Genomic DNA, 14,834 nt, shown 5'->3' on the forward strand with positions numbered 1-14,834 from the left:
ATAAGAGATCATGCCCCAATCGCCAAGTATAAAGTTTGAATTAGCCGCGCGGCCCTTCTAACCATAGGGCCAAGAAAACAAGGGCAGAGCGGGACTGTTGCGAAAATGGCGATAGATTTTTTCTTGAGGCTGCGGGGCGTTGCGGCGATTTCTTCACTGATTCTCTCAACCGGCCTGGCGGCTGCCGCCCCGCAACACGGGCTATCTATGTACGGAGACCCTGCCCTCCCACCGGATTTTGTGTCTCTACCCTACGCGAACCCTGATGCGCCCAAGGGCGGCGAGATAACGCTTGGCAACGCGGGCGGCTTCGACAGTCTCAATCCATTCGTCCGCAAGGGCACCGCGCCATGGCAGTTGGTACACTTTACCCATGAGAGCCTGATGGGCCGATCCTGGGACGAACCCTTCGCCCTTTACGGTCTTTTGGCCGAATCGGTCGACGTCCCCGATTCTCGCGCGTGGGTTGAATTCACGCTCCGCCCGGAGGCGCGCTTCTCGGATGGCAGCCCCGTTACCGTCGAGGACGTGATCTTTTCCTACGGACTTCTGGGCACCGAGGGGCATCCGAAATACCACGGTCTCTGGCGTCAGATCGACAGGATCGAGGCCACGGGTCCGCGCAGCCTCCGCATCACCTTCAACACCGCAAACCGGGAACTGGCAATGCTCGCGGGTATGCGCCCGATCCTCTCCAAGGCGCAATGGGAGGGGCGCGATTTCGCCAACGCCCCGCTTGGCGACATACCGCTTGGCACCGGTCCCTACACGATCACCGGTTACGACGCCGGTCGGCAGGTCACGCTCACCCGCAACCCGGACTACTGGGGCAAGGATGTCCCCTTCCGGCGCGGCACCCACAACTTCGACCGCATCCGCATCGACTTCTACGGCGACGGCAACGTGCTTTTCGAAGCCTTCAAGGCCGGTGAGATTTCCGCGGTCCGTGAATTCAACGCCGAGACCTGGGCCACACAATACGACTTCCCCGCGATCGACCGGGGCGAGGTGGTCAAATCCACCTTTCCGCATCAAAAACCCTCGGGCATGACCGGCTTTGTCATGAACACCCGCCGCGCGCCCTTCGACGACTGGCGCGTGCGGGACGCGCTGATCCATGCCTTCAACTTCGAGTACATCAACGAAACCCTGACCGGCGGCGCACTACCGCGCATCGGCTCCTATTTTTCGAACTCCGTCCTCGCAATGCAGCCCGGTCCGGCCCCGGCCGCCGTGGCAGAACTGCTCGAACCCTTCGCAGATAGCCTCCCTGAAGGTGCACTCAGCGGTTACGCCCTGCCCGTCGCCGACGGCTCGGCGCGCAACCGCGCGGGCATCCGCGCGGCCATGAAGCAATTGCAGGCCGCAGGCTATTCCGCCCAAGACGGCACCATGCGCGATCCACAGGGCAATTCCCTGTCCTTCTCGATCCTGCTGTCGAAGGGCAACGCGGAGCACACCAAGATCGCCGAGCTATACGTGCAGGCCCTCACCCGCCTCGGCATCGACGCGCGCGTCGAAACGGTGGACGAGGCGCAACTGACCGCGCGGGTCAACAGCTTCGACTTCGACATGGCCCACTTCCGCCGCGCGCTCTCGCTTTCACCGGGCAACGAACAGCGGTTCTACTGGGGGTCGGAGGCCGCCTCGCAAGAGGGGTCGCGCAACCTTATGGGCGTGCAAAGCCCCGCTGTCGATGCGATGATCGACGCCATGCTTGCAGCGCGTACGACCGAGGACTTCACCGCCGCCACACGCGCGCTCGACCGGGTGCTGACCGCCGGACGCTATGTCATCCCCTTCTGGCAATTCGACGAAGGGCTGATCGCCCACCGGGCCGAGATGAGATACCCGGACCGCATCCCGATCTACGGAGACGGCCCCAATTTCATGCCCGAGGTATGGTGGTGGGACACCTCCGGAAACTGAGGCCATGCCACACAACGCACCATTTCCTCGCCCTCAGGTCCGAAACACCGCACTCCAGATTCAAGAGCCCTCCCGGCCCCTCTTTCTGGCCACATAAAGTCCCGGGGTCTGGGGCAGAGCCCCAGTCGAGCTCACAACCGGAAACACCGTTTCAGACCAGCGACGTGACCCACAGGATCGTCGCGTCCTCCGCGCTGACGGAGATCACGTTATGTCCCATCGTCGCGTCGTAATAGGCGCTGTCCCCCCGGCGCAGCTCCACCGGCTCGTAGAACTCGGTAAAAAGCATGATCACACCGGTCAGCACATAGAGAAACTCTTCCCCGTCGTGCCGCACCCAACCGTCGAATTCCTCCATCGACCGGGCCCGGATCCGCGCGCGGTAGGGCAACATCTGCTTTTTGCGCAGACTGTCGCCCAGAAGTTCATGCTCGTAGGTGGTCGTTGCCTTGGCCGATCCCTCGCCCGATTTCGTCACCGCCATGCGGCCGGTGATCTTCTCGGCCGCTGGTGGCGTGAACAGCTGGGGGACCGAGATCTCCAGCCCCACGGCAAGCTTCTTCAGCGCATCGTAGGTGGGCGACATCTGCCCGTTCTCGATCTTTGACAGGGTCGACCGGGCCAGCCCCGCCTGTTTGGCGGCCTGCTCCAGCGTCCAGCTACGCGCCTTACGCAACTCGCGCACCCGCGCGCCCAGGTCAACCGGGGGCGCGCTCTGGCTCTCGCCGCCCTCGCGGGCGATGCGGATCATGTTCTGGCCTGCGTCCTTGTTCATGGCGCCGATATATCCACCGCCGTCCCGCCTTGCAACGCGGACCGCCCTGCGCTAGCGGAACGCACATGGATGTGACTGCCCCCTGCCCCGATCCTTTCAACATGGCCGCCTACGTGCTGGGGGCCGGTGCGACCCAGCCGGACAAGGTCGCGCTCTCGCTTCTCTATCCTGACCACGCCGAAGACTGGACCTATCGCGATGTCGTTCAGGCGGTGCGCGGCACGGCGACAGGACTGCTGGCCCGTGGACTTGCCCCCGGCGATATCGTTCTGATGCGGCTTGGCAACACGCCCGATTTCCCGCTGGCCTATCTCGGCGCGCTTGCGGCCGGACTTGTCCCGGTGCCGACCGCCGCCGCCCTGACCGCGCCGGAGGTCGACAAGATCATCGCGACCGTCGCGCCCAAGCTCATCCTGCGCGACCCCGAAGTGCCCTGCCCCGACATCTCCCTTACGGTGGGCCTTGAGGAGCTACGCGCGATGCGCGCCCTGCCGCCGGCGGACTTCCACATGGGCGACCCCGACAGGCTGGGGTACATCATCTACACCTCGGGCACCTCGGGCAAACCCTCGGCGGTAATGCACGCGCACCGCGCAATCTGGGCACGCCGGATGATGTGGAACGGATGGTACGGATTGCGCGCAGACGACCGTGTTCTGCACGCGGGTGCCTTCAACTGGACCTACACGCTTGGCACCGGGTTGATGGACCCCTGGACCATCGGCGCGACCGCCCTGATCCCCGCGCCGGGCATCCCCGCTTCGGACCTGCCCGGACTCATGGCCCGCCACCGCGCCACGATCTTTGCGGCAGCCCCCGGCGTCTTCCGGCAATTGCTGAAAGACCGCGACAGGCTCGACCTGCCGGACCTGCGCCACGGGCTGAGCGCCGGCGAGAAGATGGCCCCCTCGGTGCGGGCTGCCTGGAACGCGGCCACCGGCAAGATGGTCTACGAAGCCTTCGGCATGTCCGAATGTTCGACCTTCATTTCCGGCTCGCCCGACACGCCCGCCAAGGAGGGTGCGCTCGGTACCGCGCAGCCCGGCCGCCGGGTCTGCCTGATGGGCGCGGACGGTCCTGTCCCTGCGGGCACCCCCGGTACCATCGCCATCCACCGCAGCGATCCGGGCCTCATGCTTGGCTACTTCGGCGAGCCCGAAGCGACTGCGGCAAAATACGCGGGCGAATGGTTCCTGACCGGCGATCAGGCGGTGATGGACGACGACGGCCAGATCACCTACCTGGGCCGCAACGACGACATGATGAACGCCGGCGGTTTTCGTGTCTCGCCCATCGAGGTTGAAGCCACACTTCTGCACGCACCCGGTATCACCGGGGTTGGCGTAACCTCGGTTGAGATCAAGAAGGACGTCGAGGTCATCGCCGCCTTCTATACCGCCGCAGCTCCCCTCGATGAGGGCATCCTGGACGCATTTGCGCAGGAACACCTGGCACGCTATAAGCAGCCCCGCCTTTATGTCCACGTCGACAGCCTGCCCACCAGTGGGAACGGCAAACTCCTGCGGCGCGCCCTGCGTGCCCAATTCGAGGCCAGGCACCAATGAGCCAGACCGTTAAACTCGACATCATGTCTGACCCGATTTGCCCATGGTGCTATATCGGCAAGACCTACCTCGACCGCGCGCTCGCCAATCATCCGGATCATCCATTCGCCATCGAATGGCACCCGTTCCAGCTCAACCCCGACATGCCGCGCGAAGGCATGGACCGGCGCGCCTACCTCGAGGGCAAGTTCGGCGGCAAGGAAGGTGCCGTGCGTGCCTATGCGCCCGTGGTGCAACATGCCGAGAAAGCCGGGCTCAAGATCAACTTCGAGGACATGAAGCGCACGCCAAACACCCTCGATGCGCACCGCCTGGTCCACTGGGCGGGCATCGAGGGGCGTCAGACGGCGGCGGTCTCGGCCCTTTTCACATCCTATTTCGTCGAGGCCCGCGACATCGGCGACACCGAGGTTCTTGCCGATATTGCCGACAGCATCGGGATGGACGCCGCTATCGTGCGCCGCCTGCTGCAATCGGACGTCGACGCTCAGGATATCCGCGACCGCGACGCGCACAGCCGCCGCATGGGGATCACTTCGGTGCCGACCTTCATCGTCGCCAACCAGCACGCCGTGCCGGGTGCGCAGCCGCCCGAGCTTTGGGAAAAAGTCATCGCGGAAATCACCGCCACCGCTTGACTATGGCAGATGCGCCACAGGGCGTCCCGCGGCGGCAACATTGCTTTGCCAAGCCGACGGCACGACCCTAGGATTCAAACCCAAGGGGCATAGACCCCGTTCAAGGCAGATCAGGCGGACAGATGACCTCTCGAACAGACGGATTGACGGCGAGATCGCCGCAACACCACCCCTCCAGGCTCGAACACTCCCTCGTGGACAGCGCCCTGCGCCTGCTCGCGCGGCTCCCACGCGCAGGACATCACACGGAAACCAAGACGGTACGGGGGCTTGCCCCGGGTCCGTCCGGGGTAGTCCTGCCTGCCATTTCCTCATGACGATGCCCGGCCTTAAGCGTGCCTCCCGCACCGTTCTGACCTATGGTCGCTTCGACGGGTTTCACCAGGGTCACGTTCGTTTCCTCCGGCAGGCTGCAGCACAGAGCAGCGAGCTGATCGTCGGCCTCGCCACGGACGAGTTTGCCCGCGAGACGGGCATTCCCTGCCGTTTCTCTTTCGATGATCGGCGCGCGCTCCTGCAAAGCTGCCGCTTCGTTTCCCGGGTGATCCCCGAGATATCGGCCGCTCAGAAACGCACCGATATCATCAACTATGACGTGTGCAACCTGGTTATGGACTCGGCACATGAGGGGCACTTCGATGACCTGAAAGATATCGCGCAGGTCACCTACCTTCCACGGCGCGCGATTCTGCATTCTACCCACTACGAAGACGGAACCCCTCAACACATCGCAATATGATTATTTTTTTATTTGTAGGCATTGTACCGCACTCAACCTTCGGTTAGCCATTAACGCCGTAGTGTGTCGCTCCGGTGGCACGGCCAACCGGAGTTAATCGTGACGCCTTCGCATAAATCCTTTCCAATGAGCCGGATTGAATTTGTAGCGCTGATTGCGATGATGTTTGCGACGATTGCCTTCTCAATCGACGCAATGCTCCCCGCTCTCCCTGAGATTGTAGGCGACCTGGCCCCCGAAAACACCCATCGCGCGCCGCTGATCCTGACATCCTTTGTTCTGGGGATGGGGGTGGGAACCTTCATCGCCGGGCCGCTGTCGGACGCCTATGGTCGGAAACGCATAATCGTCTTGGGATCAGGGCTTTACGTGCTTTCGGCCGCTGTAGCCTGGGCCAGCAATTCGCTTGAGGTCATGCTCGCCGCGCGGGTGGTTCAGGGGCTGGGCGCGGCGGGTCCCCGGATTGTCTCGGTGGCGATCGTGCGCGATCTCTATGCCGGGCGCGACATGGCCAAGATCACGTCCATCGTGATGATGATCTTCACCCTGATCCCGGCGGTTGCGCCCCTGCTCGGCGCGATGATTATCGCAGGCTTCGGCTGGCGTGGCATTTTCCTCGCGTTCATTCTGTTCTCGATGCTGACGCTGATCTGGATGGGCATCCGGCTGCCCGAGACGCTGCCGGTCGAGAACCGCCGCCCGCTTCGGCCGCATCTCATTCTTGCCGCCGTGCGGGAGATTTTTCAGCACCCTTCGGTCCGCGTGTCGATCCTCGTCCAGTCGCTCGCGATGGCGATGCTCTTCAGCATGCTGACGATGGTGCAGCCCATCTACTACGAGGTTTACAACCGGGCTGAGACCTTCCCGCTCTGGTTCGCCGCCGTTGCGATCCTTGCGGGCAGCGCCAGTCTCCTGAACGCCGCCATCGTGGGCCGCTACGGCATGCGACTGCTGGTGACGATCACCCTGGGCGCGCAGATCATTCTTTCTTCCACCATGCTGGTCCTCGATCTCGGCGCCTTGGCCGAACCCTACGGGTTCGCCGCCTTCGTCGTGTTTCAGACCTGCCTGTTCTTCCAGGCCGGCCTGACGCTGGGCAATCTCAACGCCATCGCGATGGAACCCATGGGCCATATCGCGGGCATCTCGGCTTCGGTGGTAAGCGCCGTCTCCACGGTGCTGGCCGCTGCGGTGGCTTCGCCCGTGGGATTGCTCTTCAACGGGACAATCACGCCGCTTGTCACCGCGGTCCTGATCATGGCAAGCCTCGGTTTCCTTCTGATGCGGTATCTCGGCCGGGTCGAGGCGCGGTTGGCGGTAGCCGATTAGGCCGCCGGCTCCTTGGCCTTCGACACGCTCTTTTCCTTCGCAATCACATGTTCGGCCAGATCGCGGGCAATGGCGAAGGCCCCCTTGATCTTGTCGGCATCCTTCTTCCAGTCGCGCCGGACAACGATCTTGTTGCCCTTGACCTTGGCGAGGCCGCGCTGGTCCTGAATGAATTTCACCAGCCCCTCGGGCGAGGCGAACTTGTCATTGTGGAACTGGATCGTCGCACCCTTAGGCCCGCCGTCAAGCTTGGCGATGCCCGCGCGCTTGCACATCGCCTTGATGCGCACCACGAGCATCAGCGTGTTCACCTCCTTGGGCAGCTTGCCGAAGCGGTCGATCAGCTCGGCGGCAAAGCCTTCCAGCTCGACCTTGGTCGAGAGGGCCGAGAGCCGTCGGTAGAGGCCCAACCGTACGTCGAGGTCCGGAACATAATCTTCCGGGATAAGCACCGGCACGCCGAGATTGATCTGCGGGGCCCACTGGTCGTCGGCCTCGGAGAGGCCTTCCATTTCGCCCGCCTTGATCTTGGCAATCGCCTCTTCCAGCATCGATTGGTAGAGCTCGAACCCCACGTCGCGCATCTGGCCTGACTGCTCCTCGCCCAGAAGGTTGCCCGCGCCGCGAATGTCGAGGTCTTGGGATGCGAGCGTGAAACCCGCGCCGAGTGTGTCGAGCGAGCCGAGAACCCGCAGGCGTTTCTCGGCCGTCGCGGTCAGCTTGGCGCGCGGTTTGGTGGTCAGATAGGCATAGGCCCGCGTCTTGGAGCGGCCCACGCGGCCCCTGATCTGGTAGAGTTGCGCAAGGCCGAACATGTCGGCGCGGTGGACGATCATTGTGTTGGCGGTGGGGATGTCGAGGCCGGATTCCACGATGGTTGTCGCCAAGAGGATGTCGTACTTGCCGTCGTAGAAGGCGTTCATCCGGTCGTCGAGTTCGCCCGCCGCCATTTGCCCGTGGGCGACGATGTAGGTGAGTTCCGGCAATTGTTCCTTCAGGAATGCTTCGATCTCGGGCAGGTCACTGATGCGCGGCACGACGTAGAAGGACTGGCCGCCGCGATAGTGTTCGCGCAGGAGTGCCTCGCGCAGGGTGACGGTGTCGAATTCGCTGACGTAGGTGCGGATCGCGAGGCGGTCGACGGGCGGTGTGCCGATGATGCTGAGGTCGCGGACGCCGGTGAGGGACAGTTGCAGCGTTCGCGGGATCGGGGTGGCCGTGAGCGTAAGCACGTGGATGTCGGTGCGTAGTTGTTTCAGGCGTTCCTTGTGCTGGACGCCGAAGTGCTGTTCTTCGTCGATCACGAGAAGGCCGAGGTTCTGGAATTTCATCCCTTTGGCGAGGAGCGCATGGGTGCCGATGACGATATCGACGGTGCCTTTCGCCATGCTTTCCTTGGTTTTGGCAGCCTCCTTGGCGGAGACGAAGCGGCTGAGTTGGCGGACGTTGATCGGGAAGCCCCGGAATCTTTCGGCGAAGCTTTTGTAGTGCTGGCGGGCGAGCAGCGTGGTCGGCGCGATCACGGCGACCTGCACGCCGGACATGGCGGCGACGAAAGCCGCGCGCATGGCGACCTCGGTCTTGCCGAAACCCACGTCACCGCAGATCAGGCGGTCCATGGGATTGCCGCTGGTCATGTCGTCGATGACGTCCGAGATCGCGCGCAGTTGGTCGTCGGTTTCCTCGTAAGGAAAGCGGGCCGAGAAGGCGTCCCACATGCCGGGCGGTGGCTCCAGCACCGGGGCCTTGCGCAGCGCGCGTTCGGCGGCGATGCGGATGAGCCGGTCGGCCATCTCGCGGATGCGCTCTTTGAGCTTGGCTTTCTTGGACTGCCACGCCCCGCCACCCAGCTTGTCGAGCAGGCCTTCCTCGTGGCCGTATTTCGACAGCAATTCGATGTTCTCGACCGGCAGGTAGAGTTTCGAGCCCTCGGCGTATTCGAGCAGCAGGCATTCATGCGCCGCTCCGGCTGCGGTGACGACCTCGAGGCCTAGGTAACGGCCGATGCCGTGATCGACGTGGACGACCAGATCGCCGGGCGTGAGGCTTTGCGCTTCGGTCAGGAAGTTCTCGGCCCGCCGCTTACGCTTGGGCGCGCGGATCAGGCGGTCGCCCAGCACGTCCTGCTCGGAGATGACCGTGAGCCGCTTGTCACCGAAGGGTGCCTCAAAGCCGTGCTCCAGCCCCCAGACCGCGAGATGCAGACCGCGCTTGCCGATGCGGGTGCCGTTGGGGATCGGGATCGTCTCGGCCAGCCCCTCGTCCTCGATCAGGCCGGTCAAACGTTCCCGCGCGCCTTCGGAGTAGCTGGCGATGACCACGGGGCCTTCGTCCAGCTTGCGGCGCACGTGGTCGGCCAGCGCCCCGAAAAGACTGACAGATTCCTGCTGCCGCTCGGGCGAGAAGTTGCGCCCGATCCGCGCGCCCGCGTCAAGAACGCCAGGGCCGGTTGGCTGCGGCAAGGGCTTGAACTGGATCAGACGCTTGTCAGCCGTCGCCAGCAGCCAAGCCTCGTCATCGAGGTATTTTCCCTCTGGCGGCGCGGGCTTGTAGACGCTGTCCATCTTGGAGCGGTTCGCCATGGCGATCTTGCGCGTCTCGTACTGGTCCACGATGCTTTCCCACCGCGCCAGCCGCGCAGGCGTCACCTGATCGTCCAGCGTGACCGTGGCACCGGGCAGGTAGTCGAAGAGTGTCTCCATTTCTTCGTGGAAGAAGGCGATCCAGTGTTCGGCCCCCTGATGCTTGCGTCCCGCGCTGATCGCCTCGTAGAGGGGATCGTCGGTGCCAGCCGCGCCGAATTCGATACGGTAGTTCTGGCGGAACCGGGTGATCGCCGCCTCGTCGAGGATGATCTCGCTGACGGGCGCCAGCTCCACTACGTCGAGCTTTTCGGTCGTCCGCTGTGTCGCCGGATCGAAGCGCCGCGCGCCGTCCAGCACGTCGCCGAAGAGATCGAGGCGCACAGGCCCCAGATCGCCCGGCGGATAGATATCGATGATGCCGCCACGAATGGCGTAGTCGCCGGGCTCCATCACCGTGGGGCTTTGTACGAACCCCATGCGCACGAGGAAATTGCGCAAGGCTTCCTCGTCAATGCGGCTACCGACACGGGCGGTGAAAGCGGCATCTCGCAGGACGGAACGCGCGGGCACGCGCTGTGTCGCGGCATTGAGGGTCGTCAGCAGCACAAATTTCTCGGGCATCCCGTGCACGAGCCCCGCCAGCGTCGCCATGCGCTGTGCCGAAATATCGGCATTGGGCGACACGCGATCGTAGGGCAGGCAATCCCAGCCGGGAAAGGTGATCACCGGCATATCCGGCGCGAAGAAGGCCAGTGCGGATTGCATCGCCGCCATCCGCTTGTCATCGCGGGCGACATGCAGCACGGGTGCGCCGCGCGCCACCTCGTCAAGGACGGCGCGTGCGTCGTATCCTTCGGGTACGCCGGAAAGGGTGATCTTGCTCTGCTCTGCCATGGCGTCTCAATTGGGGCTTACGCCCGCCCTGTCAACCGGCAAGCGGCCCGACGGAGACGTTCTGGTACATACCCCAGAGCGCGGTGACAAAGATCGACACCATCCCGATCAGCTGGGTAAAGAGCCGGTGCCGGTTCAGCCGTTTGAACAAAAGCTCTCCCGTCGCCTCCTCGGCCTGGATCAGCCGCGCGGTCGACAGGCTCAGCATCCCGACGATCGACAGGGGGAACGCGAGAAGAAAGAGCGCCTGGGCGAATTCGACCCCGTAGACGAAGCCCAGAAGCGCGAGCATCGTCAGCAGGAAACAGGCAAAGCCCGCCAGCCACAGGCCCGATACCTGGCCGATGTAGAGAAGGCGGTTGATGTTGATGCGCACCATATCCTCGAGGTCCGCTTCGGCCTGCCCGCCCTGCCGTCTGGCGCGCAGGACCATGTCGTAGGGCACGCCCAACACCCAGTGGCTCGCCGTCGACCAGACCACCGCCAGCACGATCCAGAACCACAGGTTCGAGAACGAGCGCATGTCGATCAGTTCAAAGAGGGTCTGGTACCAGTCCAATGTCGTGCCCCGGCGGGTAGGAGTCCGATGCACATACCCAAGCTTTCGTGCGATTCCTACCCTTGAGCGCCCAGATTTTTCGTGTGAAGACAAGGGGCGCACGTCAGTGAGGTATTTTTGCATGAACCCGGTCCAAGCCCCCTATCCCGCCACCCGTCTGCGCCGCACCCGCGCCACGCCCGCCGTGCGCGCATTGGTGCGCGAGAATGCGCTCGATCCGGGTGATCTGATCTGGCCCGTCTTCGTGCGGGCAGGCGAAGGGATCGAGGAGCCTGTGCCCTCCATGCCCGGCGTCATGCGCCGCTCGGTCGACAAGGTGGTCGAGGCGGCGGCAGAGGCCCATGCGCTGGGGCTGCGGGCCATATGTATCTTTCCCTATACGGGCATCGAGGAGCGGACCGAGGATTGCGCCGGGGCCTGGGACCCCAAGAACCACGCCAACCGCGCCATTGCCGCGGTCAAGGCCAAGTTCCCGGATATGGCGGTGATGAGCGACGTGGCCCTTGATACCTACAACATCAACGGCCACGACGGGTTCGTCGAGGACGGGATCATCGTGAACGACCGCACGGTCGAGGCGCTGGTCAAGATGGCGCTGGCGCAGGCCGAGAACGGTTGTGATATCATCGGGCCGTCGGACATGATGGACGGACGGATCGGCGCGATCCGCACAGCACTCGAGGGCGCGGGGCATCAGGACGTGATGATCCTGAGCTATGCCGCCAAGTATGCCTCGGCCTTCTACGGGCCCTTCCGCGACGCGGTGGGGGCGTCGGGGGCGCTGACGGGGGACAAGAACACCTACCAGATGGACCCCGCCAACTCGGACGAGGCGCTGCGGCTGGTGGCGCGCGACCTGTCGGAAGGGGCCGACATGGTTATGGTCAAACCGGGCCTCCCCTACCTCGACATCTGCCGCCGGGTAAAGGACACCTTCGGCGCGCCGACCTTTGCCTACCAGGTCTCGGGCGAATTCGCGATGATCAAGGCGGCTGCGCAGAACGGCTGGATCGACGAGGAAAAAGTCATGCTCGAAAGCCTGATGGCCTTCAAGCGCGCGGGATGTGACGGTGTATTGACCTATTTTGCCCCGGCCGTCGCCCGCCTGATGAACGGCTGATCCGCCGCGCCCCGCCCCCCGGCATTGTGCGCTTGACGCGACTCGCGCAGGTCCATTTACTCTGGGCCAAGGGGATCTGCCGTGGCCAACAAGAAATCGAAGTCAGAGCTTGCGGCGGAAGCCAAGGAGATCAAGGAAATCCTTGCCGCCTCAAAGCAGAAGCCGCACAGCTTCGCGCTCTTTCACGGTCCCGATGACCTGATCTTCCACGCGCACAAGACCAAGTCGAAATCCCAGATGCGCCAGCTCTGCAAGGCCGATGGCGCCTCGCAGAAGGGGGCCGTCGGCATGCTCGACGGCGCGGCGGGCACGGTGATCGACCTCATCGTCGAGGACCCGGATTCGACCCCTGCCAATTTCGCCAAAGCATTCCGCAAGTTCTTGCAGGTGCGCGGCATCAGCAAGAAGGTCCGCCTGCTGGCCGAGGACGGCGGCGTGCTCGATGCGGGCGAGGACGAGGAGGAAGGCGCCGCCGCGGCAGCACCCGACGCCGCACCCGACATCGGTGAGGACATCGAGGTTGTTCTTGCCAAGGTCCTCAAGGCTTTCGAGGCGATGAGGACGCCGCTTCTGCGCAGCCTCAATTCCGCGCCGAAGGACTACAAGGTTAAGCTCGACACGGCCCTCGATCTCTTCAAGAAGGCGATGAAGGCCAAGAACCCCGATGCGGCGAAAAAGACGCTGGTCGCGCTCAACAAGCTGATCTCCGCCACGCCCTCCCCGGTCGTGATCGTGGACTCGATCAAGGCGGCGGGGAGCGATCCGGAAAAACTCGGCAAGCTCGACAGCCTGGTCAAGACCTGCGCTGCGCAGGTCAAATCCGACCCCGCCTTCATGGACCGCGCGATGCCCGAGATGCGCGACATGCGCAAGGCGCTCAAGGAGGCGATGAACAAGACACCGCCGCCCAAGAACATCGATGCCCTGAAGGCGATGAAACAGGCGATGGACGACATGTTCTACGACCACGTCGACAAGCCGCCCCGCAGCCACGGACCCGAATACCACGGCCCGGGCCTCACCCGCGACAATCTCGAAGACCGGGTGATGAACCAGAAAAACCCGCGCACCGGCCAGCCCTCGCATGGCGCGCCCGCCTTCAGCGCGTCGAGCTTTCTTGACAAGGGCGCCTATGTCGACAGCCAGATGGAGCTGCGCACCAAGGCGCTGAAGCACATCGACGACACCGGGCTCAAGCCACCCGCCAAGGGCAGCAGGCCGGTCCGCCTGCCGGCCATGGACGCAAAGCTCAAGGATGTGTTGGGCAACAACTGGCAAACCTTCGTACACGGGGTCAAGAAGAAGACCCGCAACAACCGGCCCGACGAATGCGTCGATGCCAACTGGGGCCCAGACAGCCTCTGCCGGGCCATCTACGACCTGCTCGATGACGGCACCCTGCGGCTTGTCACACTCTATCCCAAGCCGGTCGCCCCGCCCGCGCCGCCGCCGGCACCACGCCCGGCCAACCCAAGGCCCCGCCGCAACCGCCGCCGACGCGGTGGCGGAGGAGGCGGCCAGCCATGACCCAGATGACCGGAGGTGCCGCCCATGGCTGATGCAAGCCCGATGGATGTACTGCGCGAATACACCGCCAAATATCTCAACGTGCAGGCCTATGATCTTGCCGAGATGAAAGCGTTCTTTGAGGAACCCGCAAACGATGCGGTGGCCGAAGCCTATGCCAACGCGCTGTCGGACACGCTGGCGGGCGAAGGCACGGACATCGACACCTGGGAAGAGCTGACCGAGATGGAATTCGAGGACGGAGAGGCCTGGCTCGACCACCTCGAAGAGGTGTTTGCCTATCTCTTCGAGAACGGCCCCTACCCCTTCGGCGAGGAACCTGCCCTCGGCTGAAGGGCACCGGCAGCACCTTTTCGCCCATGGGCGCAAAGCCCATGACAGGGCGCGAAAAACCGCCTATCATGGTGCCCAAGTCGGACAAACCGGCATCAGGCAACATTGACGGGCAGACATATGACACATCCAACCTTCACGCGGCGGGCCTTCGGGCTTGGCGCCCTCGCGGCCACTTCGGCCCTCGCGGCCTGCGGCAACGGCGTCGGCGGACGCGGATCGCAGCTGATCGACGCACGCGTCAACGCGACGCTGGACGAAATGTACCGCAGCTACCCCAACACCGTGCAGCTTGCGCAAAAGGCGAACGGCATGCTGGTCATGCCGCTGGTGACCGAAGCAGGCCTCGGCCTCGGCGGCGCCTACGGGCGCGGCGCGCTGCTGGTGGACAACATCACGGTGGACTACTACTCGGTGGTCAAGGGCTCCGGCGGGTTGCAGATCGGCGCGCAGCAATATGCCCACGTGCTCTTCTTCATGACCGAGGCCGCCCTGATGGACTTCCGCCGCTCTCCCGGCTGGGCCGCAGGGGCTGATCTGGAATACGTGATCTCGGACCGCGGTGACAGCGTGGCCGCCGATACCACCACGGTGCTCGCCCCTGTACTCGCCGCCGTCTTCGGCCGCGCGGGCCTGCGCGTGGGCGCGACGCTGGAAGGGACGAAATACACGCGCATCATCCCCTGATCCGTCACAATCTAACCATTCTGACAGTCAAAAGCGCGCCGCAAACTACTGATGCAGCGCGCTTTTCTCATTTCATGCTAGAGCGGTTCCATCTTTCGTTGAATCAAAGGGGATTCCCATGAGGTGTGTTTTCTGATTCATCCTGTTCAGGAGG

Annotated in this window: 12 protein-coding genes; 9 read left to right on the plus strand and 3 right to left on the minus strand. The window is 63.9% G+C overall.

The genetic code is table 11. The features are described 5' to 3' along the window. The first annotated feature begins 207 nt into the window (after positions 1-207). Complete coding sequence (locus tag AB2B41_RS19825) at positions 208-1,929, plus strand: extracellular solute-binding protein (protein WP_367879563.1); 1,722 nt, start codon at positions 208-210, stop codon at positions 1,927-1,929. A 151-nt stretch (positions 1,930-2,080) separates the two neighbouring features. Here the strand turns inward: AB2B41_RS19825 and AB2B41_RS19830 are convergent, their stop codons facing one another. Continuing rightward, a complete protein-coding gene (locus AB2B41_RS19830) occupies positions 2,081-2,704 on the minus strand; it encodes a helix-turn-helix domain-containing protein (protein ID WP_367879564.1) in 624 nt (207 codons plus the stop codon). Between the two features lie 65 nt (positions 2,705-2,769). Between AB2B41_RS19830 and AB2B41_RS19835 the strand changes: the two genes are divergently transcribed. The 4 genes from AB2B41_RS19835 to AB2B41_RS19850 all read left to right on the plus strand — a co-directional run bounded on the left by AB2B41_RS19835 (position 2,770) and on the right by AB2B41_RS19850 (position 6,975). Beyond that, complete coding sequence (locus AB2B41_RS19835; RefSeq protein ID WP_367879565.1) at positions 2,770-4,269, plus strand: class I adenylate-forming enzyme family protein; 1,500 nt, start codon at positions 2,770-2,772, stop codon at positions 4,267-4,269. Further along, positions 4,266-4,907, plus strand: a complete 642-nt coding sequence (locus AB2B41_RS19840; protein ID WP_367879566.1) for a DsbA family oxidoreductase — start codon at positions 4,266-4,268, stop codon at positions 4,905-4,907. The genes AB2B41_RS19835 and AB2B41_RS19840 overlap by 4 nt, the downstream gene beginning before the upstream one ends. Before the next feature lie 313 nt (positions 4,908-5,220). Beyond that, positions 5,221-5,646: an adenylyltransferase/cytidyltransferase family protein gene (locus AB2B41_RS19845; RefSeq protein WP_367879567.1), complete on the plus strand. Its 426-nt coding sequence runs from the start codon at positions 5,221-5,223 to the stop codon at positions 5,644-5,646. Between the two features lie 126 nt (positions 5,647-5,772). Beyond that, a complete protein-coding gene (locus AB2B41_RS19850; protein WP_367879568.1) occupies positions 5,773-6,975 on the plus strand; it encodes a multidrug effflux MFS transporter in 1,203 nt (400 codons plus the stop codon). Here the strand turns inward: AB2B41_RS19850 and mfd are convergent. Next, entirely contained in the window at positions 6,972-10,454 is a 3,483-nt protein-coding gene (gene mfd, locus AB2B41_RS19855) for a transcription-repair coupling factor (RefSeq protein ID WP_367879569.1), read from the minus strand. The two genes, AB2B41_RS19850 and mfd, sit on opposite strands and share 4 nt — an antisense overlap. Positions 10,455-10,485: 31 nt before the next feature. Then, positions 10,486-11,013, minus strand: coding sequence for a component of SufBCD complex (locus AB2B41_RS19860; protein WP_367879576.1), 528 nt, complete (start codon positions 11,011-11,013; stop codon positions 10,486-10,488). Positions 11,014-11,134: 121 nt separating this feature from the next. On the opposite strand from AB2B41_RS19860, the gene hemB reads away from it, so the two are divergent. The 4 genes from hemB (at position 11,135) to AB2B41_RS19880 (ending at position 14,680) form a co-directional block, all read left to right on the plus strand. Next, a complete protein-coding gene (gene hemB / locus AB2B41_RS19865; protein WP_367879570.1) occupies positions 11,135-12,133 on the plus strand; it encodes a porphobilinogen synthase in 999 nt (332 codons plus the stop codon). Between the two features lie 81 nt (positions 12,134-12,214). Beyond that, entirely contained in the window at positions 12,215-13,660 is a 1,446-nt protein-coding gene (locus AB2B41_RS19870; RefSeq protein ID WP_367879571.1) for a hypothetical protein, read from the plus strand. Between the two features lie 24 nt (positions 13,661-13,684). Continuing rightward, complete coding sequence (locus AB2B41_RS19875; protein ID WP_367879572.1) at positions 13,685-13,993, plus strand: hypothetical protein; 309 nt, start codon at positions 13,685-13,687, stop codon at positions 13,991-13,993. Positions 13,994-14,113: 120 nt separating this feature from the next. After that, on the plus strand, positions 14,114-14,680 hold the full coding sequence (locus AB2B41_RS19880) for a lipid-binding SYLF domain-containing protein (RefSeq protein ID WP_367879573.1): 567 nt from the start codon (positions 14,114-14,116) through the stop codon (positions 14,678-14,680). The last annotated feature ends 154 nt before the right edge of the window (positions 14,681-14,834 follow it).

The sequence above is a fragment of the Sulfitobacter sediminis genome (assembly GCF_040811725.1).
Taxonomy (GTDB): Bacteria; Pseudomonadota; Alphaproteobacteria; order Rhodobacterales; family Rhodobacteraceae; genus Sulfitobacter; species Sulfitobacter sediminis.